Origin of the sequence: Nocardiopsis sp. B62 (assembly GCF_018070675.1) — a bacterium.
GTDB lineage: Bacteria > Actinomycetota > Actinomycetes > Streptosporangiales > Streptosporangiaceae > Nocardiopsis > Nocardiopsis prasina.
Genome location: NZ_JAGPXK010000002.1, coordinates 42,148 through 62,422, shown reverse-complemented (window position 1 = coordinate 62,422; position 20,275 = coordinate 42,148). Strand labels below are relative to the sequence as shown.

General features: G+C 70.4%; 17 protein-coding genes and 4 tRNA genes. 10 read left to right on the top strand and 11 right to left on the bottom strand.

Annotated features, from left to right (window positions below; all coding sequences use genetic code 11):
• Positions 1-7: 7 nt before the first annotated feature.
• The gene (locus KBX21_RS02325; protein ID WP_210840870.1) at positions 8-808 is read right to left on the bottom strand and encodes an alpha/beta fold hydrolase; all 801 of its coding nucleotides are present in this window, start codon (positions 806-808) and stop codon (positions 8-10) included.
• Between the two features lie 161 nt (positions 809-969).
• Here KBX21_RS02325 and KBX21_RS02320 point away from each other — a divergent pair, with 161 nt between their 5' ends.
• A complete protein-coding gene (locus KBX21_RS02320; protein ID WP_210840869.1) occupies positions 970-1,884 on the top strand; it encodes a PP2C family serine/threonine-protein phosphatase in 915 nt (304 codons plus the stop codon).
• 72 nt (positions 1,885-1,956) lie between these two features.
• Here the strand turns inward: KBX21_RS02320 and KBX21_RS02315 are convergent.
• The 4 genes from KBX21_RS02315 to KBX21_RS02300 all read right to left on the bottom strand — a co-directional run bounded on the left by KBX21_RS02315 (position 1,957) and on the right by KBX21_RS02300 (position 3,925).
• Positions 1,957-2,030 (bottom strand) — tRNA-Phe (locus KBX21_RS02315).
• Positions 2,031-2,058: 28 nt separating this feature from the next.
• Positions 2,059-2,133: transfer RNA gene (locus KBX21_RS02310), tRNA-Asp, on the bottom strand.
• An 89-nt stretch (positions 2,134-2,222) separates the two neighbouring features.
• A tRNA-Glu gene (locus KBX21_RS02305) sits at positions 2,223-2,295 on the bottom strand.
• Between the two features lie 97 nt (positions 2,296-2,392).
• The gene (locus KBX21_RS02300; RefSeq protein WP_210841015.1) at positions 2,393-3,925 is read right to left on the bottom strand and encodes a metallophosphoesterase; all 1,533 of its coding nucleotides are present in this window, start codon (positions 3,923-3,925) and stop codon (positions 2,393-2,395) included.
• Positions 3,926-4,021: 96 nt separating this feature from the next.
• Between KBX21_RS02300 and KBX21_RS02295 the strand changes: the two genes are divergently transcribed.
• Together KBX21_RS02295 and KBX21_RS02290 are read left to right on the top strand one after the other, a co-directional pair.
• Positions 4,022-4,372: a metallopeptidase family protein gene (locus KBX21_RS02295; protein ID WP_049573746.1), complete on the top strand. Its 351-nt coding sequence runs from the start codon at positions 4,022-4,024 to the stop codon at positions 4,370-4,372.
• 366 nt (positions 4,373-4,738) lie between these two features.
• Complete coding sequence (locus tag KBX21_RS02290) at positions 4,739-6,055, top strand: MFS transporter (protein ID WP_374225690.1); 1,317 nt, start codon at positions 4,739-4,741, stop codon at positions 6,053-6,055.
• 139 nt (positions 6,056-6,194) lie between these two features.
• Here KBX21_RS02290 and KBX21_RS02285 read toward each other — a convergent pair whose 3' ends face one another.
• Both KBX21_RS02285 and KBX21_RS02280 read right to left on the bottom strand, forming a co-directional pair.
• Positions 6,195-6,455 (bottom strand): PspC domain-containing protein, encoded by a 261-nt coding sequence (locus KBX21_RS02285; RefSeq protein ID WP_049573739.1) that lies wholly within the window; start codon positions 6,453-6,455, stop codon positions 6,195-6,197.
• 123 nt (positions 6,456-6,578) lie between these two features.
• Positions 6,579-7,190: a TetR/AcrR family transcriptional regulator gene (locus tag KBX21_RS02280; protein WP_049573735.1), complete on the bottom strand. Its 612-nt coding sequence runs from the start codon at positions 7,188-7,190 to the stop codon at positions 6,579-6,581.
• 293 nt (positions 7,191-7,483) lie between these two features.
• Here KBX21_RS02280 and KBX21_RS02275 point away from each other — a divergent pair.
• The 3 genes from KBX21_RS02275 (at position 7,484) to KBX21_RS02265 (ending at position 10,089) form a co-directional block, all read left to right on the top strand.
• Positions 7,484-7,559: transfer RNA gene (locus KBX21_RS02275), tRNA-Lys, on the top strand.
• Between the two features lie 697 nt (positions 7,560-8,256).
• Positions 8,257-8,460: a cold-shock protein gene (locus tag KBX21_RS02270; protein ID WP_017542737.1), complete on the top strand. Its 204-nt coding sequence runs from the start codon at positions 8,257-8,259 to the stop codon at positions 8,458-8,460.
• Positions 8,461-8,697: 237 nt separating this feature from the next.
• Positions 8,698-10,089 carry a DEAD/DEAH box helicase gene (locus KBX21_RS02265; RefSeq protein ID WP_049573731.1) on the top strand — a complete coding sequence of 464 codons (1,392 nt, stop codon included), beginning with the start codon at positions 8,698-8,700 and terminating at the stop codon, positions 10,087-10,089.
• Positions 10,090-10,236: 147 nt separating this feature from the next.
• On the opposite strand, the gene KBX21_RS02260 is transcribed toward KBX21_RS02265, so the two are convergent.
• On the bottom strand, positions 10,237-10,551 hold the full coding sequence (locus KBX21_RS02260) for a MerR family transcriptional regulator (RefSeq protein ID WP_210840868.1): 315 nt from the start codon (positions 10,549-10,551) through the stop codon (positions 10,237-10,239).
• 606 nt (positions 10,552-11,157) lie between these two features.
• Between KBX21_RS02260 and KBX21_RS02255 the strand changes: the two genes are divergently transcribed.
• Positions 11,158-11,874: a MerR family transcriptional regulator gene (locus KBX21_RS02255; RefSeq protein ID WP_210840867.1), complete on the top strand. Its 717-nt coding sequence runs from the start codon at positions 11,158-11,160 to the stop codon at positions 11,872-11,874.
• 94 nt (positions 11,875-11,968) lie between these two features.
• Positions 11,969-13,867 carry a S9 family peptidase gene (locus KBX21_RS02250; protein WP_210840866.1) on the top strand — a complete coding sequence of 633 codons (1,899 nt, stop codon included), beginning with the start codon at positions 11,969-11,971 and terminating at the stop codon, positions 13,865-13,867.
• A 94-nt stretch (positions 13,868-13,961) separates the two neighbouring features.
• On the opposite strand, the gene KBX21_RS02245 is transcribed toward KBX21_RS02250, so the two are convergent.
• Positions 13,962-14,816, bottom strand: a complete 855-nt coding sequence (locus tag KBX21_RS02245) for an NAD(P)H-binding protein (RefSeq protein WP_210840865.1) — start codon at positions 14,814-14,816, stop codon at positions 13,962-13,964.
• A 146-nt stretch (positions 14,817-14,962) separates the two neighbouring features.
• Complete coding sequence (locus tag KBX21_RS02240; RefSeq protein WP_049573715.1) at positions 14,963-16,072, bottom strand: Vms1/Ankzf1 family peptidyl-tRNA hydrolase; 1,110 nt, start codon at positions 16,070-16,072, stop codon at positions 14,963-14,965.
• A 213-nt stretch (positions 16,073-16,285) separates the two neighbouring features.
• Here KBX21_RS02240 and KBX21_RS02235 point away from each other — a divergent pair, with 213 nt between their 5' ends.
• Positions 16,286-16,489: a CsbD family protein gene (locus tag KBX21_RS02235; RefSeq protein ID WP_210840864.1), complete on the top strand. Its 204-nt coding sequence runs from the start codon at positions 16,286-16,288 to the stop codon at positions 16,487-16,489.
• A gap of 80 nt (positions 16,490-16,569) precedes the next feature.
• Here the strand turns inward: KBX21_RS02235 and KBX21_RS02230 are convergent, their stop codons facing one another.
• Positions 16,570-16,950, bottom strand: a complete 381-nt coding sequence (locus tag KBX21_RS02230; RefSeq protein ID WP_210840863.1) for a VOC family protein — start codon at positions 16,948-16,950, stop codon at positions 16,570-16,572.
• A gap of 180 nt (positions 16,951-17,130) precedes the next feature.
• Here KBX21_RS02230 and dnaE point away from each other — a divergent pair, with 180 nt between their 5' ends.
• Complete coding sequence (dnaE, locus tag KBX21_RS02225; protein ID WP_049573704.1) at positions 17,131-20,268, top strand: DNA polymerase III subunit alpha; 3,138 nt, start codon at positions 17,131-17,133, stop codon at positions 20,266-20,268.
• Positions 20,269-20,275 lie beyond the last annotated feature (7 nt).

Here is a 20,275-nt window from a genome sequence, read left to right as displayed (position 1 = left end):
CCCGGCGTCACCGGTCGGCGGGGGCCAGGGGGTTCGCGGCGAGGAAGGCCAGGACGGCCTCGGTCGCCTTGGGCGCCGCCTCGTGCAGGTAGCCGTGCCGGGCACCGGGCAGGACCAGCAGTTCCGCGTCGGGAACGCGCTCGGCGAGCAGTTCCGCGTTGCCGACCGGTGTGAGTTCGTCGTCCTCGCCGTGCACCACCAGGGTCGGAGCCTGGACACGGGGCAGCAGATCCCAGCCGTCGTGCTTCAGGCTGGCCTCGTAGTGGCGGCGCTGCGCGCGCAGCGGGTTGCGGGGCAGCACACGGGTGACCGTCTCCGGGTGCGCCAACGCCCACTCGGGCGTGTAGAACAACGGGCCGATCAGCCCTCGCCCCTCATCACCGCTGGCCTTGCGCAGCGCCAGGGACGCGTGCTCGGGACGCTCCACCTCGTGCTCCCCACCGGGGGCGGTGGAGCCGAGCACCAGGGCGCCGACCCGTTCGGGGGCGATCGCGGCGAGCGTCTGGGCGACCTTCCCGCCCATGGAGAACCCGTAGACGTGCGCGCGCCCGAGTCCGAGGTCGTCCATGACGGCGAGGACGTCCCTGGCCAGGAGTTCCATGCTGTACGCCCGGTCCAGCGGGGCGTCGCTGCCACCGGTGCCCCGCAGGTCCACGCGCACCACCCGGTGGCGTTCGGCGAGGTCCTCGTACACCCCGTCCCACATCTCGTGGTCCAGGGACTGCCCGTGGATCAGTACCAGGGCCTCCCCCGCACCGTGGACGTCGTACCAGATTCGGGTTCCGTCTGCGGCGGTCGCGTGGTTCACGTCAACGGACACTACCCGACAATCCCGGCGCCCACGGGGCGTGGCCGGATGGATCACCGGTTCGTGACCTTCGTCCGCGAACCAAACCCCCTTCTGCGAGCATCTTCCCAGGTCCCATCGTCCTTGGGTGAGGTCCACCCGAACCGGTTGAAGGAGCGCGCATGAGTTCTCCCGTCATCGCCACCGACACCGACCAGGGCCCCCGGCCGAGCCAACAGGACGCCTGCGCGCACCAGGTCGAGTCCGCCTCCGACGGTTGGCGGGCCGCGGTGGCCGACGGGTTCGGGGACCACCCCGACACCGCGCGGGCCGCGCAGCTCGCGGCCGACACGGCCACGTCGGCTCCGGGCGAGGCCGTGGACGCGGTCCTGGCCGCCGCCCGGGCGATCACCCGGGCCCACCCCGGCACCGACTGCGTGATGGCCCACGCCCGCCAGGACGCCCCCGACGACCCCATAGACATCGCGTGGGTCGGCGACTGCCGCGTCTGGACCTGGAGCCCCGGCGAGGGTCTGCGCCAGCACACCCGGGACCACACGCACGGCCAAGAGCTGCGCGACAGGTGGGCCTCGGACGAACTCGCCCGGACCTGCGACCACACGGTCACCACCTCGGTCGCCACCGCGGGCCCCGACGACATCGGCACCACCACCGCGCCCGCTGCCGATCTCACCCTGTTCACCTGCGACGGGGTGCACGACTACGTGGACGAGCGGCTGATGGCCGAGCTGGTCGCCGACCACGCGCACGATCCCGACACCCTGGTCCGCGTCCTGGTGGACGCCGCGCGTGAGGCGGAGAGCACCGACAACGCCACCGCCCTGGTGATCAGGTCGGCCCCGGCCCCCGTCGCCCACCGGACCCGGCAGGAACGCCTCCTGGACGGCCTGGAGAGCTTCGGCGCGCCGGGGTGCCTCCCAGAGAACCCGGAACTCCTGCTGGACGCGCTGGCCGAGGACCGCGCCGCCGGGATCGCCTGCGACCGCTTCCTGCTGCGCGACGGCACCACCTACTGGTGCACGAAGGACTCCGACCACACCGACCACCACGTGAGCTGGCACGGCGTCACCTGGTGAACCGCCTCGGCGCGCACGAAGAAGCCCCCGCCGCCTGGTTTCCCAGGTGACGGGGGCTCTCTGAACTCGATGTGGCTAGGGGCGGGGTCGAACCGCCGACCTTCCGCTTTTCAGGCGGACGCTCGTACCAACTGAGCTACCTAGCCGCGGCGCCGATTCCCTCGGCGACGCACGCGGTCCTGACGGGATTTGAACCCGCGGCCTCCACCTTGACAGGGTGGCGAGCACTCCTAACTGCTCCACAGGACCTTGTTCAGTTGTCACGCCCGGCCTCGCGGCCCTGCGTGTCGCTGCGGTTCTCATTCTGCCAGATACCCGGCAGTGCTCTGACCGCTTCGTACCCCCAACGGGATTCGAACCCGCGCTACCGCCTTGAAAGGGCGGCGTCCTGGGCCGCTAGACGATGGGGGCCCGTGTAGACAGCCCAAGCATAGGGGAGATTCCCACCAACGCCAAAGCGAATGCCCGAGTCAGCCCAAACCCTCCGGGGCCCGCACCGACGCGGGGCCTACGACGACTCCTCGCTCGGGGTCGCACGCTCGTCCTCCTCCTCTTCCGGCTCACCGATCCGCCGGTCGGGGTCCGCCTCGATGTGCCGCTCGACCTGCGCCGACGTGAGCCCGATGCCCCCGAGGTCGATGTCGTCGCGGGCCTGGAGGCGGCCGGTCTCCGCGTCGAAGTACAGGACCGACGCCTGGTACGGCGTGGGACGACCCGAACCGTGGTCCAGACCACGCAGTCCCGCGCCGCCGGTGGAACCCTGCACGAGGAACCTGGTGCCCAGGTCGGTGAGTTCGGTGGAGCGCAGGTGCTCGTTCCCGGCCAGGACCAGCGGAACCACACCGTCGAAGGGCCGGGCCTGGGTGCGCGTGTGCAGGATCGCGACGTCCACGTCGTCCCCGCCGCCCCTGATCGACGCCGCCTGCTCCTCACCAAGAGCGGCCACACCCGCGGCGTCCGGGTTGAGCCGGGTGGCGTCCGGGGTGAACCGGGGATCGCCCGCGCCGTAGAAGGTGAGGCCGCCGACCTCCTCGACGTCACCGTCCAGCACCACCGCGTTGGACTGGGCCGCCACCGCCCGCTGGGTGCCCATGGAGTCGTGCTGGCCGCGCACCCACACGTAGGGCACGTCCAGCTTCCCGATCTCGTCGGCGAAGACGTCCTCCGCCGCGCTGCCGCGATCGGTGAGGTCGCCGGAGTCCACGATCACGTCGACCCCGTACTGCTCCCGCAGCGTGCTGATGATGCTCCACGACGCCGGGTTGAGCTGGATGTCGGACACGTGCAGCACCCGGATGACGGACTCGTCGTCGTCGTACACCGGCAGCGAGGACGTGGCCTCGTAGATCATCGACACGTTGCCGACCAGCCCCGCGAGCTGTTCCTGGTACTCGCTGAACCTGCTGACGACGTCGTCGGCGCTGCCCACCACCTGCGGGGCACCCGCGATGAGCCCGGTGTAGCGCGGCTCCGCGATGGCGCTCGGGTTGAAGGTCAGCCCCGCCAGGCCGCCGAAGCCCACCAGGACGAGCAGCGAGGTGGCCCCGCTCGCCAGGGCGCGCCAGGCGCTCCGGAACAGCAGCAGGCCCATCAGGGCCGCGCCGAGGGTCGCCACGAGCAGGGAGCGCAGCAGGAGGGCGGTCACACCGCTCGTGAGGTCGGCGCCGATCCCCGCGGCCATGCGGTCGATGGCGTCGGGGTCGGCGAACATCTCCTCGGCCGCCGAGAGCCGGATGTCGGTGATGGTCGCTTCGAGTCTCAGGGGCGCCGTGTGGGTGTCGAAGGCCAGCTGACCCAGAGGGGCGACGTTGACGACGGTCTCACCGTGCCACTGGGGGCTCAGGGCGAAGGTGACGTCGGCCGGTCCGATCGGCGTGACCACCTGGCCGCCCAGGGCCAGCCCGAGCCAGCCCCCGACCAGTCCCGCGACGACGACGCAGCTCCACCGCCACACACGTCCGGCACGCCACCGGCGAAGGGTCATTCGGGACCGTTCGAGGGCCCCCCGGTAGTCGTAAGCGCGGATCTCTCCCCAAGACAACACACCCCCATCATGCCGTTGACTGGCGCCGTTCCCAATGTTTCCTCCCGTCCAGAGTGTTATGTCTCTTCCTCGCCACCCCGGGAAGGCAGCACAATGGCAGGCGTGGTTGAACTGACACGCAGGGACTTCGAGGAACTGGTGGCCGACGCCCTGGACCAGATCCCCCCGGAGTTGGCCCGGCTCATGGACAACGTGGTGATCACGGTCGCGGAGGAGTCCCCGGAGGGCCTGCTCGGCCTGTACGAGGGGATTCCGCTGACCGAGCGCGGCGACTCCTACTTCGGGGTGCTCCCGGACCAGATCTTCATCTACCGACGCAACATCTGCGCGATGTGCGAGACCCCGGACCAGGTGGTCGACGAGGTGCTCGTCACCGTCATCCACGAGATCGCGCACCACTTCGGGATCGACGACGCCCGGCTCACCGAACTCGGTTGGGGCTGATCGGGCCGGAGATGCTCACCCAGAGCGATATTCCGAGGGAATAGAGGTCCGAAGATCCCATAAATTCTGGCATCTGGGGACATGATTCCCATTCGTGACACCATTTCGGCGAGTAACGAGCCCCCTCCCCGCCCAACACCCCCGGAGGCCGCACGAGACCCTCCTTCAACGGCACCCACCTGGGAAAACAATCCGAACAGCAACCTTCGGGGGCGATACCGAATCACACCGGGAGACATTACTCGGAGCAACGAATCAGACACGAATTCACCCAACCCGCTTGCCAGCCCGACCCTCTTCCGGAACCGTTGGTCATGGGAACACGACACAGTGTGATTCACCTCTGTGACAGTAAGGGAGCGCCTGGTGGGCAATCCGAGCCTCGACAAGGCCGCCGACGGCGGGGATCCGGGATCTCCGAAGGCGCGGGACGACAAATGGCGGAGCAGTTACCGCGACGTCATGGCGATAGCCGAGTTCCGTTCCATGTGGTTGGCGCACGCCCTGTCGGTGATCGGCGCCAACCTGCTGAACATCACTTCCAGCGTCCTGGTCTACCAACTGACGGACTCGGCCTTCGCCGCCGGGGTCACGCTGGCCGTGATGTTCCTGCCGCCGATCCTCGCCGGTCCGCTGTTCTCCGGGCTCGCGGACATCCTGCCGCGTCGCCAGGTGATGGTGGCCTGTGACGTGATCCGGGCCGTGGTCATCGTCATCGTCGGAATCCCCGGCATGCCGGTCTGGGCGGTCTGGGCGCTGCTGTTCCTCTCGATCCTGCCGTCGATCCCGTTCTCGGCGGCCCGTGCGGCCCTGCTCAGCCAGATCGTCCAGGGCGAGCGCTACGTGGCCAGCACCGCGATCATCCAGCTGACCGCGCAGGTCGGGATGCTCCTCGGGCTGATCGCGGGCGGTGTGATCGTCACCTTCGTCAGCCCCAACATCACCCTGATGTCCACGGGCGTGCTCTTCGTCCTGTCGGCGGTGATCGTGCGCTTCGGCGTGAGGGCCCGCCCCGCTCCGGCGCGTGAGGAGAACGGCGAGAAGCGGCCCGGACTCCTGGTGATGACCCGGGACGGCGCCAAGCTCGTCTTCAGCGACCCCAAGCTGCGCGTGCTGGCCCTGCTCGCCTGGCTCGCGGGCCTGTACTCGATCCCCTACGGGCTGGCCAACCCCATGGCCGCAGAAGCGGGCGCAGGACCCGCCGCGGCCGGGTTCATCATGGCGGGCCAGTCGATCGGGGCGCTCGTGGGCGGTTTCGTCCTCACCCGGCTGATCCCCCCGCCGACCCGAACCCGCCTGCTCGGTCCGCTGGCGATCCTCACCTGCGTGCCGCTGCTGCTCTGGGTACTCCAGATGCCGCTGTGGATGATGATCGCCGCCCTGACGCTCTGCGGGGCGGCCGGTTCGTACCAGTTCGTGGCCAACGCGGCCTTCGTCCTCTGCGTGCCAAAGGAGGGCCGCGGGCTGGCCTTCGGCCTGGTCGCCTCGGGGCTCCAGGCCGCGCAGGGCATCGGCATCCTGCTGTCCAGCTACTTCGTCGAGCTCACCAGCACCAGCACGGTGATCGTCGGTGCCGGACTGCTCGCCCTGGTCTCCGCGATCGCCCTCTCCGTCCCCTGGGCACGGATGTCCAGGGAGGTGGCCGAGCGGATGGAGGCGACCGAGTCGGAGTCGGCCTCCTAGGGCGGGTGAGCGCCGAGCACGGCCTAGCGCTCGGCGCGGTGCTCCACGGGCTGGTCACAGGACTGGTCGGTCTCTCGTTCCTCCCGTGGGGCACACAGCTCGCGCCGCTGCCAACCGGGGTGTGCGCGCAGGGTCCACATCAGTTGTCACTCGACTTTCCCTGGAAGTTACGGATGATCTGCTCCAGCAGCGAACGCCGCTCGCTCTCGGCCGGCATGAGCAGCCAGGCCAGGATGTAGATCGGGATACCGGCCATGCCCAGCAGGGCCAGGACCACGAAGACGATCCGGATGATCGTGGAGTCCACACCGGTGTAGGCGGCGATGCCCCCGCAGACGCCGGTCAGGAAGCGGTCGGTCTCGCTGCGCTGGAGCCTCTTGCTGGCGAAGTTCTCGTTCATACCTCCACCTTGCCCGCTGACGACGACGATTCCCATCGGGGAGAGCCCTGGGCGGTCCCTGATCTCCGTCCCCGAAGGTCCGACGGCGTCGAACCCCGGGACGTTCCTGAGACGTGGCGCACATCAGCCCCGACGTTCGGGGGCGAAGACCTCTCCCAACGTCCGGAAGGCCTCGCCGAGGTGGGCGCGCAGTTCGTCGATCCCCTCCTCCGCCTGTTCCGGGACCATCTTCATGGACTGGCGCATGGAGGCCATGGCGGCGGCTGCCGCCACCTGGGATCGGGTGTCGTCGGCGGGGACCCCCGCGCGCTCGGCGATCGCGGCCGCCACGCTCCGCTCGACGTCGTGGAAGCGCCCCAGCAGACCGGGCAGGAGGTGGGGTTCCCGGTCGATGAGCTGCCTGCGCAGGGCGATCTCGGCACGCTGCTTGCCGAGGTCACCCGAGACGACGAGGGAGGCCATCAGGAGGGAGCCGAGGTCGTCGGTGAACACACCGGTGGGGCCACCGGCCACGAACGCCGCGTGCGCCTCCTCGTCCAGGGAGACGGGGACGTCGTCGAGGAGCGCGTCCTCCTTGGTCGCGAAGTAGTTGAAGAAGGTCCGGGGCGAGACGTCGGCCTCGGCCGAGATCGCCTCCACGGTCACGTTCTCCAGACCGCGCTCCAGGGTGAGCCGCACGGCGGCCTCCCGCAGAGCCCGACGCGTGGCCAGCTTCTTGCGTTCTCGCAGCCCCATAGGTCCTCCCTTGCACGAACAACTATTACAGCCCGCGCAACATTTCTCCATGTGTACTTTTGCACGCTCCCGGGCCACCTTCAGGGTCGCCCCTCCGGGTTCCCTCAGGGACGCGGCCCGCCAGCGCCCGGTGATCATCTCACTCCCCTGCGACCTTCGAACCTGGACCGTCACCCCCCGAGAGAGGCCCCACATGTGCGCGCTGACAGGCGAATCCACTGCTCCGCAACTCCTGTGGTATCCGGTAGGATGTCGTCTTGTGTGACGTTCCCCAGGTCAGCTGGGCACGCCACGGGGCCTTAGCTCAACTGGCAGAGCAGCGGACTTTTAATCCGCGGGTTCGGGGTTCGATCCCCCGGGGCCCTACCACCCTTCACTTGGAAGAACGCCCGCCGGACCCCGGCGGGCGTTGCCGCGTCGGGACCCGATGGGACGCGTTCGGGCCCCCTCTCCCTTCCCTTCGACGGCGGAGCGCGCGGTGTCGGCCGGGCGCCGACCGAGCTTCTCTCAGCACCGCGCCGCCGTCGCCTCCGCCGCCTCGTAGGTGGCCTCGGACAACTCACGCGTGCACGTGCCCGTGGTCAACACGATGCTCACGTGCCCCAGCGTCGCCCGCGTGGTCTTCAGGTCCTCCCCAGCCTCCGAAGCGAACGTGGCCGCGCCGTGCCGCGGATCGTGCAGCCGTACCGGCGGCAGTCCGCCCTCCGGGCTTTCCGGAACACGCGGCTCATCCGACCCGGAGCCGGGCGGCCTCCCTTGACACGGGTGGACACCGGGCCCGGGTCCGCACGCCCCGTCCCCGACTGCCCGCTCCGGCGCTCCTCCAGCGGCGGACGGCCGTGGCCGGGCGGGCCTCCAACACGAGCGGCACGGCACTTTCTGTTTCCGCACCCATTTTTCTGGCACCGCGCGTTGCACCGGATATCGGGATAATGGAATCTTCTGTGCTACTGTCTACGAAGTTGCAGTAGTGGCCCCGTGGAACCTCGCGTTCCTGGGAGATCACCGCAGTGACGGGAAAATCGTCACCTGCGGTTTTCTTCATTTTCGAGCGAGAGGTGCCACCATGGCCACCGGTACAGTCAAGTGGTTCAACGGCGAAAAGGGCTTCGGCTTCATCGAGCAGGACGGCGGCGGCCCGGACGTCTTCGCCCACTACTCGAACATCCAGGCCACGGGCTACCGTGAGCTGGCCGAAGGCCAGGCCGTGCAGTTCGATGCCGTCGCCGGGGCCAAGGGCCCCCAGGCTGAGAACATCACCCTGCGCTAAGCCTGATCCGGGGAGAGCACACTCTCCCCCGCGACGGGGTCCGCCCTCCAGGGGCCGGACCCCGTCTTTTTGTTTCTCCGCCTGATTTCTGGGCGTGGTTTCTCAAAATAGCTTGCTTTACTCGCCCCGGAAATTCTCCAGTCGGGCGTGCAGGTTTCATTCATCCGGTGTACCCGGTTTTCCCTGTGAGGCCGTGAGGCCTCCCGCCCGGCGAACTCCGACGGCGAAAGGCCATTCATGAGTCATCCCCACCCCACCACCAACCGTGCGCGACCGGCCCGGAGCTACGGTCGACAGCGCCCGGGCGGCGCCTCGCGCCCTCGTAACGCGGGCCCCTCCGGGGAGTTCGCGCTCCCCGTCACCGTGACCCCGGCGCTCCCGCCTGCGGACTCCTTCGCGGCGTTGGACATGCCGTCGGCCCTGAAGCGGACCCTGGACCGCCAGGGACTGACGACCCCGTCCGAGATCCAGGCCGCGACCCTGCCCAACTCGCTGGCCGGACGCGACGTGCTGGGCCGCAGCCGGACGGGATCCGGTAAGACCCTGGCCTTCGGCCTGCCCCTGCTCGCCGGCCTCGACGGGCGCCCCGCGGAACCGCAGCGCCCCCTGGCCGTGGTCCTGGCCCCCACCCGGGAGCTGGCACAGCAGGTCGCCGAGTCCTTGGAGCCCTACTCTCGTTCGGTGGGGGTGCGCATCACCACCGTCGTGGGCGGCATGCCCATCCGTCGGCAGACACGCGCCCTACAGCAGGGAACGCACGTGGTCGTGGCCACACCGGGACGGCTGCGCGACCTGATGGAGCGCGGCGACTGCGTGCTGGACCGGGTGGAGACCACCGTCCTGGACGAGGCCGACCAGATGACCGACATGGGCTTCATGCCCCAGGTCACCGCGATCCTCCAGGAGGTGCCGAAGGGCGGGCGGCGCATGCTGTTCTCAGCCACCCTGGACCGGAACGTGGACCAGCTGGTCCGACGTTTCCTCAACGACCCGGTGGTCCACTCGGTCGACCTGTCCGAGGGCGCCGTCTCCACCATGGAGCACCACCTCGTGCACGTCTCGCCCGGCGAGAAGAGGTCCGTCGCCACCAGGATCGCCGCTCGACAGGGCCGGGTGATCATGTTCCTCGACACCAAGCGCGCGGTGGACCGTATGGCCGAACACCTGCTGGCCAACGGGGTGCTCGCCGCGCCCCTGCACGGCGGACGCAGCCAACCCCAGCGCACCCGTACCCTCGACCAGTTCAAGCGGGGCGACGTCACGGCACTGATCGCGACCAACGTCGCGGCGCGCGGTATCCACGTGGACGGGTTGGACCTGGTCGTCAACATCGACCCGCCGACCGACCACAAGGACTACCTGCACCGGGGCGGGCGCACCGCCCGGGCCGGTGAGTCCGGGAACGTGGTCACGCTGGTGATGCCCGCCCAGCGCCGCGACATGACCCGCCTGGTGGCCAGGGCCCGGATCGAACCGCGCACCCTGGGCGCCGGAGCGGACACTCCGGAGCTGGCCGAGGTGACCGGGGCCCGCGAACCTTCGGGACTGCCGGTGACCGTGCGGTCCGCCAGGCCACAGGAGTGCGCCCGCACGCAGGCACCCCGCGGACGTCGCCGCCCGCGCCGCTGACCCCAGGTTCCGCTCCGGAGTCCCCCTCTCTCCGGAACAGGAACACCCCACCTGGAGGCGTCGGCCGGTGCTGACCAGGGCCCACACCGAGTGGGCCCGGCCTGACCGCGACGGTCCCGAAGGGCTCAGGACGGCGCGCCTTCGGCTTCACCGGTCGTTGGCGCGCTGTTGCTCGTTGATGCGCAGGGCCTCCTCCAGCTGGTCCTCGAGGATGATGATCCGGCAGGCGGACTCGATCGGTGTCCCCTCGTCGACGAGTTCGCGAGCGCGAGAGGCGATCTTGAGCTGGTAGCGGGAGTAGCGGCGGTGACCGCCCTCCGAACGCAACGGCTCGATCAGTTTGGCCTGACCCAGAGCGCGCAGGAAGGCCGGCGTCGCGCCGATCATCTCCGCCGCGGCGCCCACGGTATAGGCGGGGTAGTCGTCATCGTCGAACCGGTGACCGGTCTCGGGACGGGGCAAGTGCGTGTCCTTCTTCTCCTGAACGCACGTCGAGGGCCCCAGCGCCGTATGGCGCTGGGGCCCGAGAGTTCAATACCACCTACCGGCCGCTGCCGGTCTTCCGCATCCCGAGGTCAAGCTGCTTCGGGATCGCGGGGATCGCGGTTGTGTGACCGTGGACCACCTTCTTCCGAACCGGGGCCTGCGGTACCCGAGCGGAACTTCTCCTCGCTCGGGCGATCCTGATGGCATCTACTCCTCTCGTTCTCACTTCGTGCACTGCTTTCGACTGCGGTCCAACCGGCCCCCGACGCCGTACAACCGTGCGCCGGTCAAGCCCTACCGCGTCCTACTGTGGCCTCCCCTGTACGAGCGGGAACCCGGTACTGCCGAAAAACGGTACAGCGTTACTGCGTTACTGCGGTCCTACCGGCCCCCGGTGCCTTGACGCACGTGCGCACCGTCGAGCCGTCCATCCCTCCACCGGCGTATCCGGTGGTCCAGCCGTGTGTCTCAGTGGCTATGACAGAAAACGTAGCACCACCAGACAGCCATGTCTACTCTGACCAATACAAGTTTTCGCCCGCCTGAGGGGAAGACTAGTTCTCGCAGTGAAGGAGCCGCCCGTTGCTGAGTAGCGAGCTCGCCGCGCTGGCCGGCGTCACCGTCCGCACCTTGCGCCACTACCACCAGATCGGGCTGCTGCCCGAGCCCCCGCGGTCGAGCGGGGGCTACCGGCGCTACGACGTGGGCCACCTCGTCCGACTCCTGCGCATCACCAGGATGACCTCGCTGGGTGTCCAGCTGTCCGTACTGCCCTCGGTGCTGGACGACCCGGAGGCCGCGGAGGAGCTCCTGGACGAGCTCGACCACCAGGCCGCGGAGGAGATCGAACGGCTCACCCGGCGCCGGGCCGACATCGCGGCGCTGCGACGCAGCGGCACCCCGCCGGATCTGCCCCCGGAGCTCTCGGTCTGGCGCCCCGCACCCGAAGCGGGGACGCCGACGAACATGGCCCGGCACGAACACGAACAGCTGGTCTTGGCCGCACACCTGCTCGGCCCGGCGGCGTTCGGCGCCCTGTTCGGCGGCCCGTCCGTGCCCGCGAACGTCACGGCGCGCTTCTACTCCCTCGACGCCGATACCCCGGACGACGAGGTCTCGTCCCTGGTCAACGAACTCCTCGCGCACGTCAGACCGGTCGTGGCCGGTCTGACCGAACTGCCCCCGCTCGACGCGCGGGGCTCGGCACTGTTGGACCAGCTGAACGCGCAGAACCTCCATCCCGTACAGCAACGCGTGCTGCGCCAGCTCCAGCATCGGTTGGAGCAGGACGACTCCTGAATGTGTCCCACATCACTTGGTTCGGTCTTGAGTCGGACGCGACGTCGGGGTCTGGACTGGGTGCTGCCCGCACCCACCGACCTAGGGATTCGCCATGACCGCATCGTCGAGAACGCTGGCCGTCGAGGAGTTCTTCGGCCCCCCGACCCGGAGTCGCGCCCTACTGTCGCCGGAGGGCACGAGGGTGGCCTACCTCGCGCCGTGGCGGGAGCGGCTCAACGTGTTCGTCCGTGACCTGGACTCGGACTGGGCCGACCCCGACGCCCCGGGGATCCGGCGCGTCACCTCGGACACCCGGCGCAACGTCGAGAGCTTCTTCTGGAGCGCCGACGGCCGATACCTGTTGTTCCAGCAGGACAACGACGGCGACGAGAACTGGCACCTGCACCGTGCCGACATGACCCGGCCCGAGGAGGCCCCGGTCGACCTGACTCCCTATGAGGGCGTACGGCTGATCGGCGCGCAGCTCCCGCCGGATCGGCCCGGGACGGCCCACGTCCAGCTCAACATGCGCCGTCCCGACCTGGTCGACCTCTTCGAACTCGACCTGACGACCGGCGGGCTCACAAGCGTCGCGGAGAACCCCGGCGACGTCGTGTCCTGGCTGCGCGCCCCGAACCGGTTGCTCGCCTTCACCATGGAGGAGGGGGGCGACCACGTGCTCTCGGAGTGGGACGGGGACGACCGGCGCCCGATCGCGCGGTTCTCCGGCACCGACGCCCCCTTCGGGCTCCTGCCCGCCGCGCTCACCCCCGACGGAGAAGGACTGTGGACCGGTTCCGCGCGCGGATCGGACCGCACCCGCCTGGTCCGGGTCGACCTGGACACCGGTGAGGAGACCGGGGTGGACAGCCACCCCGTGTTCGACCTGGACACCCCGCGTCCCGAGGCCGACCCGCGCTTCCCGTCCTCACTCATCCTGCACCCGGGGACCGGGGACCTCCTCGGCGCCCGCTACCTCGGCGCGCGTCAGGAGGTCCACGCGCTCGACCCGCACTTCGCCGCGGTACTGCCCCGACTTGAGGAGCTGTCCGACGGCGACCTCGCCCACGTGTCCTGCGACACCACGGCCCAGCGCTGGGTGGTGGACTTCACCCACGACCGCGACCCCGGCGTCACCTGGTTCTACGACCACGGGACGGGGCGGGCACGGCGCCTGTTCCGACCGTTCCCGCACCTGGACCCGGACCAGCTCGCACCGGTCACCCCGATCACGCTGACGGCCCGCGACGGCCTGTCGCTGCCCTGCCACCTCACCCTGCCGACCGGGGTCGAGCCGCGCGGTCTGCCCACCGTGCTGTTGGTGCACGGCGGACCGTGGTACCGGGACAGCTGGGGCTACGATCCCGAGGTCCAGTTCCTGGCCAACCGCGGCTACGCGGTGCTACAGGTCGACTTCCGCGGCTCCACCGGTTACGGCAAGGCCCACACCCAGGCCGCGATCGGGCAGTTCGCCGGGCGCATGCACGACGACCTGATCGACGCGGTCGACTGGGCGGTCGGCCGGGGGTACACCGATCCGGACCGGGTCGCCGTCTACGGCTGCTCCTATGGGGGCTACGCGGCGCTCGTCGGAGCCGCGTTCACCCCCGACCGGTTCGCCGCCGCGGTCAGCTACACGGGGATGTCGGATCTGGTCGACCTGGTCCGGTCGGTCGTCCCGTTCGCCCGCCGTGGCGTCGAGAACAGCTACCTGCGCTACATCGGCGATCCGGACGACCCCCGTCAGGAGGCCGACATGCTCGCCCGCTCGCCCATCAGCCGGGTCGACGACATCACGGCACCCGTGCTGTTGGTCCACGGCGCCAACGACGTGCGTGTCGACCGCCGCCACTCCGACCGCATCGTCGACGCGCTCCGCGCCCGGGGCGCCGAGGTCGAGTACCTGCTGAACGAGACCGAGGGCCACTGGTTCGTCAACACGGACAGCAACGTCGAGCTGTACGGCACGCTCGAGCGCTTCCTGGCCCGTCACCTGGGCGGACGGTCCTAGACGACGGCCACGCGGGGAGAGCCCGGGCCGGAGCGCGTTCGCCCCCTCCGGACCCGGGCTCTCGCGTGTCTCGGAACGCGCGGCGCTCCGGCTCTCACCCCGGACCGGAGGGGTACGAGCCCCATCCCTGGTTCCGGACGGTGTCCTCGACGTAGTCGGCGAAGTCGCGGGGTTCCCGTCCCAGTGCGCGTTGGACGCCATCCGAGAGACAGGCGTCCTCACCTCGACGGACGAGCGCGCTCAACGCCAGTACCCCGTCCGCCGTGCCGGGCGAGTAGTAGTTCTCCACGAGGTGGGCCCGATAGGCGTCCTCGGTGAGGAAACGCGTGCTGATCGGCCTTCCTGTCGCCTTGGCGATGATCGCGGCGGCGTCGGGCACGGTCAGGGCACGAGGACCCGAGAGTGAGTAGTGCCGCGCGTGATGGCGATCGTCGGTCAGTGCGACCGCGGCGACCGACGCGATGTCCTCGACGTCCACGAAAGGGTGCGCGCCCTCCCCGGTCCCGTGGACCAGGTCGCCGTCGATGACGCCGCGGGCGAAGAACGGCTCCTCACTGAAGTTCTGCGCGAACCACACGGGCCTGAGGATGGTCCATCCGGTGCCCGAGCCGCGTACGATCTCCTCTCGTTCCAGGCCCTCGACCAGGTGCGTATCGACCCATTCGCGCGCCGAGAGGAGGACCAGGCGTCTCACCCCGGCCTTCACCGCGCGATCGACGAAGGCCTCCGTCGGATCCTGAACGGTCGACGCTTCGTGCGGGACCAGGTAGATCGCGGAGGCTCCGTCGATGACGTCACTCCAGGTGCTCTCGTCCTCCCAGTCGAACCGGCTGAAGCCGCGACGTGAGGCGGCACGCACACGGTGCCCCCGCTCCTTCAGCCGTGCGCTCACTCGCCGCCCCGTCTTGCCGGTCGCGCCGAGCACCGTGATGGTCTGAGGTGTGGTCATGCCCTCACCCCATCACGCTCCGATGAGACGGGGAATGTCTCACCGTCGCGTGTGGATGTTCGAGGCTCCACGGCGTCCTTCAGACGAAACCCCAGGTCGAGGCGGGTTCCTCCCGCTCGGACCTGGGGATTTCGTGTGCCGCGGGGTCAGCTCTGGGTGGCGAAGCGCAGGACGGCGCCGATGCCCTCGTCCAGCTCCGCGGCGTCCGTCGGAACCAGCTCCAGCCCGGCACCCGTGGTGACCACGGCCCGGAGGACGGCCGACCTGGCGGGTTCGGTGCGCGACCCGCTCACGCCCATGTCTCGCAGCTCCCGCTCGGTGAGGGCGACCTGCTCACCGGAGTCGCCGATGTGGAGCTCACGGTCGGCTCCGGGGAGTTCGTCGTTCCACAGCAGCGTCTCCACCTGTCCGCGCTGGAGCGCGTGCACGACCGCTTCCATGCCCTCCACGGCGGTGCCGTCCGCTCGTCCGCGCCCGAAGGCGCCCACCGCCTCACGCACGTGCTCGGCGGCCCTGGCGTCCAGCCTCTCGTCCAGCTCCTCCTCAAGGGGCGAGTTCTCCGCGCCGGCGGAACGCGCACCGGACTCCAGGTACTCCACCCGTTCCCTCAGCTTCCCCGGGAAGCGCTCGGCGATGGCGCCGCGCACCTGGACCTCACCGGCGAGCGCGATCACCTCGGCACCGCTGGCCGCCGCTCTCTCCGCGACCGTGTCCGCCACCAGGTTGGCGTTCTGCCCCACCTGCTCGTCCACCGCGCGCTGCATCTGGTTGTGGTGGTAGCCGCCCTCACGGACCTTGTGCACGGGCTTGTCGTCACCGTCCACCCGCGTGACCTCGGTCCTTCCGTCCGCGTACTCGACGGTCAGGTCGGCGCCGACGCTGTCGGCGACGACCAGCACGTGGGGCACCCGGCGGGGCTCGGCCACCATGTACGGGAGCGGGTCGGGCAGGTCCCCGACGCTCGTCTGGAAGTCCTGTGGCGGTCGGGCCACCGTGGAGTCGAAGACGACCTGGTCACCGGCCGCGTACACCACCTGGCCGTGGGCGCCGGGGACCCCCCTCGTGTGTCCGACCACGCTGTCCATCGCGGCGACGGTCTCCTCGGGAGCGCCCTTCTCCAGCAACGCGGTGCGCGCCTGTCCCCAGCGCACCCGGATCGCGTGGTCGGCGTCCTCCGTGTCCCGGGACGTGTTGATGAACAACGACGCCATGGGCGAGGGGCGGTCGTAGAGGGGCTGTAGAAAGGTCAGGTCCATACTGTTTCCTCCGCTCGCTCGGGGTCTTTGCCGTCTGTTTTCTGAGCCCTGCCCACACAGATCGGGCGCAATCATCCGGCGTCCCGGAGTTGGATGTGTGCCATGCCACTCGAGATTGTTTTCGCCAATCATGAATAAGGGCGGCGAAAAGTGGCAGTAATCAAGTGAGAGACCGGCAGCGACGCCACCGATCCCCACACGGAGGAGGGCTTCATGGGCCAGTCAGAGAAACTCAGGGGCAGGGCGACCCACGCGACGGGCAAGGTCAAGGAGTTGGCCGGAAGGGCGACCGGTAACAACCGGCTGCGCAACCGGGGACGCTTCGAAATGTTCAAGGGACGCGCCCTCACCCGCACCGAGGGGTGGAAGGACTCCGTCCGCGGCACCCTCAGGAGTCTGCGCTCCAAAGGGCGCTGAGGATCCGACCGCCTGAAACGGCAGAAGACTCCTCACGTATTCGTCCGGCCCTTCCCGCGAGGGAAGGGCCGACGCGTGTCTCAGGGGCGGCGGGTCGAGAGGACGCAGAACTCGTTCCCCTCCGGGTCGGCGAGTACGACCCAGCTCTGGTCGCCCTGGCCCACGTCGATGTGCCGGGCACCCAGGTCGAGCAGCCGCCGGACCTCCTCGTCCTGTTCCCTGTCGGTGGGGTTGACGTCGACGTGCACCCTGTTCTTGACGGTCTTGCCCTCGGGTACGAGCGCGAACGTCAGCATCGGGGGCACCGGACCCGCCCCCGCGTCACCGGGGGGACCGATCGCGACGAACCCCTCCTCCTGCTCCTCGGCCCTCACCTCGTAGTCGAGGACCGCGCACCAGAACCGGGCGAGCGCGTGCGGATCGGCGCAGTCGAACGCGAGCTCGGTGAACTTGCTGGCCATGTCAGGACCTCCCAGTCGCGTGGTGCGGGGCGGTTCCGCCCTCGCGGACATCCTGCCACCCCCCGCCCCCTGAGTCTCTTGACTTGTCGTTGGCCCAGTTCAGGCTACAGTTATCGAACACGCATTCGATCGCAGTGCCTTCCCCTCTGACTGTGAGCACACGCAGAGAGGGGAGGACCGGTGTTCACGCACCTGCGCGCCACCTCGTCGTTCTCCTTCCGGCACGGCACCGCTCCTCCCGCCGCGCTGGTCGAACGCGCCGCGCTCGACGGCCAACCGGTGGTGGCCCTCACCGACCGGGACGGGCTCTTCGGTGTCGCCGAGCACATCAGGACCTGCGAACAGGCCGGGGTGCGCCCCGCCCTGGGTGTCGACCTCGCCCTCGCCTCCCCCGAGGGCGGCCGGGTCGTGCTGCTGGCCCGGGGCGCGCGGGGCTGGGCGAGCCTGTGCCGCCTGGTCACCGCCGTCCACCGCGCCCCCGCGCCCGTGGCGGTACTCCCCGAGCAGCTGACCGCCCACCACGAGGGCCTGGTGCTCCTGTTGGGACCCGACTCCGACGTGGGCCGCGCCGTGGCCCAGGAGCGGCCCCTGCACGCCCGTGCCCTGCTGACCGCCTGGCGGAGGGTGGGTGTGGAGATCGCCCTGGCACCGCACGACCACGGCGCTTCCGGGCAGCGCCGCACCGCACGGGACATGGTGCGCCTGGCGGACGAGGAACACCTCCTGGCGGTGCTGACCAACGCCGTGCGCTACCCCTCCCCCGACGCCGCGGGGGTGGCCCTCGCCCTGGACCGCATCCGCCAGCACGCCCCCGGCGGCTACCGCCCCGCGCCGCGCACCGAACGCGCCCACCTGGCCACCGGTGAGGAGATGTTCCGGATCGCCGTGGGTGTGTGCGGCGGTGACCGCACGCGCGCCCGGCGGCTGATCTCGCACACCCTCGCCCTGGGCAGTTCCTGCGCGCTGGACCCCGTCGCCGACCTGGGCTGGGGCCGCCTGCACCTGCCCGACCGCCCCGAGGCCACCGCCGACCTGCGCGGCCGTGTCACCGGGGGCGCAGCCCTGCTGGGGTTGGAGGGGGACCGCCGTGCGGACGAACGGGTCCGGTACGAACTGGAGGTCATCGCCCGCATGGGCCTGGAGAGCTACTTCCTGACCGTGGCCGACGCCGCCCAGGCCATCCGGGACAAGCGGATCCGCTGCTCAGCCCGGGGTTCGGCCGTGGGCAGCCTCGTCGTGCACCTGCTGGGCATCTCCGCGATCAACCCCCTGGAGCACGGCCTGCTGTTCGAACGGTTCTGCACCCCGAGCCGCCCCGGCCTGCCCGACATCGACCTGGACGTGGAGTCCGACCGGCGGCTGGAGGCCTACGACGCGGTCATCGCCTCCCACCCCGGGGCCAGCGCGACGGTGGCCATGATGGAGACCTACCGTGCCCGCAGCGCCCTGCGGGACGCCGGTGCGGCGCTGTCGCTGCCCTCGGTGGAGGTGGACCGCATCGCCTCGGTCTTCCCCCGGGTACGGGCCTCCCGCATCAGCGAGACCGCGCGCGAACTCCCGGAGCTACGGAACCTGGACGGCCTGGACAGCGAACACGTGCGCAGGCTCTTCTCGCTCGCGGAGCGGCTGTCGGGCCTGCCCCGGCACGTGGCGATGCACCCGTGCGGGCTGGTGCTCTCGGACCACGCCATGGGCGACCGGGTCCCCACTCAGCCCTCCGGCGCGGGTTACCCGATGGTCCAGGCGGACAAGGAGGACGTGGAGCACCTCGGGCTGCTCAAACTCGACGTCCTCGGGGTGCGGATGCAGTCGGCCCTGGCGCACACCCTGGACGAGATCGACCGCACCTCGGGGCGGCCGCCGGTCCTGGAGGCCCTGCCGGACGGGGACCCCGCCACCGCGCACATGGTCGCGGCCTCGAACACCCTGGGCTGCTTCCAGATCGAGTCCCCGGGGCAGAGGGAGCTGGTGTCGCGGCTGCGCCCGGACGGGGTCCCCGACCTGATCGCCGACATCTCCCTGTTCCGGCCCGGACCCATGGGCACCGACATGGTCTCGGCCTACCTCGGGGCCAGGGAGGGCGCCGAGACGCCCCGCCTGCCCCACCCCGACCTCGCACCGGTGCTGGCCGAGACCGGCGGGGCCCTGCTCTTCCACGAACAGCTCCTGCACGCCATCGACACCATGACCGGGTGCGGGCTGGACCGCGCCGAGGCCATGCGGCGCGCCCTGGGCACCGAGCAGGGGCGCCGTGAGGTGGAGACCCAGGTGCGTTCCCTGATGTCCGAGCGCGGGCACGACTCCCGGACCGTCGAGGAGACCTGGCGGCTGGTGGCGGCGTTCGGCAACTTCGGCTTCTGCAAGGCCCACGCGGCCGCGTTCGCCCTGCCCACGTACCAGAGCGCGTGGCTCAAACGGCACTTCCCGGCCGCGTTCTTCGCCGGGGTGATGACCCACGACCCCGGCATGTACCCGCGCCGGGTGCTCCTCAACGACGCCCGCCGCATGGGCGTTCGGGTGCTCGGCCTGGACCTGAACGCCTCCCAGCGGCACTGGGGCGTGGAACGGGACGGGGAGGGGCGCTGGGGTCTGCGCCCGGCCCTGGCCGACCTGGGGGCCCTCACCGAGGCCGAACTCGACCGCCTGCTGGCCCAGCGTCCCTTCACCGGGCTGCGGGACCTGCTCGCGCGGGGGCCGCTGTCCCGCGAGGCGTTGGACAACCTCGTCCTGGCCGGGGGTCTGGACACCCTCACCGGTGTCACCGGCGCCCCCGGGGCCCCGGACCGGCGCGACGTCCTCGTGCACGCGCACTCCCTGACCCAGGCGCACCACCGGAGCGCGGACTCCCCCGGGCAGCTCTCCCTGGACGAGACGCCCGAGACGGTGCCCGCAGGGGTGGCCGCCCCGATGTCCCACCCCGAACGCGTCGCCGAGGAGGTACGGTCCCTCGGCTACGAGCTCTCCGGGCACCGGCTGGACGAGTACGCGGAGCACTTCGCCAGGCTGGCCTCCACCAGGAACCTGGTCCTGGCCCGGGACCTGCATCGCTTCCCGGACGGCGCGCGGGTCCTGGTGGCGGGGGTGCGGGTCTGCACCCAGACCCCGCCCACCCGCTCGGGCAGGCGCGTGGTCTTCACCAGCATCGAGGACCGCAGCGGGGTCATCGAGGTGGTCCTGTTCTCCGAGGCCCAGCGGCGCTCCGCCAGCGCGGTGTTCGGGTCGGAGCTGCTCGCCGTACACGGACAGGTCCGGCGGGCCGCGCCGGGGGCGCTGCCCACCATCACCGCCACCCGCGCCCTGCCCCTCTCGGAACTCTGAACCGCGG